Raw genomic sequence first — 615 nt, forward strand, 5'->3', positions numbered from 1 at the left:
GCCGCCACCAACGAGGATCTGGAAGCGGCAGTGAGTGAAAAGCGTTTCCGGCAGGATTTACTCTACCGTCTGCATGACTTCGTGATAACCGTGCCGCCGTTGCGTGACTGTCAGGAAGACATCATGCCGTTGGCGGAGTTCTTCCGTGAGGTAGCCAACAAGGAACTGGAATGTAATGTGAGCGGGTTCAGTTCCGAAACCCGTAAAGCGTTGCTGACCCACGCATGGCCGGGCAACGTGCGGGAGCTTCGGCAAAAGATAATGGGAGCTGTATTGCAGGCGCAGGAAGGTGTGGTGACGAAAGAACATCTGGAGCTTGCCGTGACAAAGCCGACCTCACCCGTCAGCTTCGCCCTGCGCAATGACGCGGAGGATAAGGAACGGATATTACGGGCGTTGAAACAGGCAAACGGCAACCGGAGTGTCGCCGCCGAACTGCTCGGAATAGGCAGGACAACGTTATACAGTAAACTTGAAGAGTATGGACTTAAATATAAATTCAAGCAATCATAGCCCGTAATTCACTGAATTTGGCTATCTTTGCATAACATTTGAGAAAAAACGGCGATTTGCAGGAGCTTTTCGCCGCCGACATATAGAATAAGACCGCAAGGA

1 protein-coding gene is annotated in these 615 nt (G+C 51.9%); it reads left to right on the forward strand.

Annotation, left to right across the window (positions count from 1 at the left end):
• Positions 1-513, forward strand: a 513-nt coding sequence (locus HMPREF9442_RS11715; protein ID WP_008628810.1) for an AAA-type ATPase lid domain-containing protein, incomplete at its 5' end; no start/stop codon positions are given.
• Between the last annotated feature and the right edge of the window lie 102 nt (positions 514-615).

It is taken from the genome of Paraprevotella xylaniphila YIT 11841, assembly GCF_000205165.1.
GTDB classification, from domain to species: Bacteria; Bacteroidota; Bacteroidia; order Bacteroidales; family Bacteroidaceae; genus Paraprevotella; species Paraprevotella xylaniphila.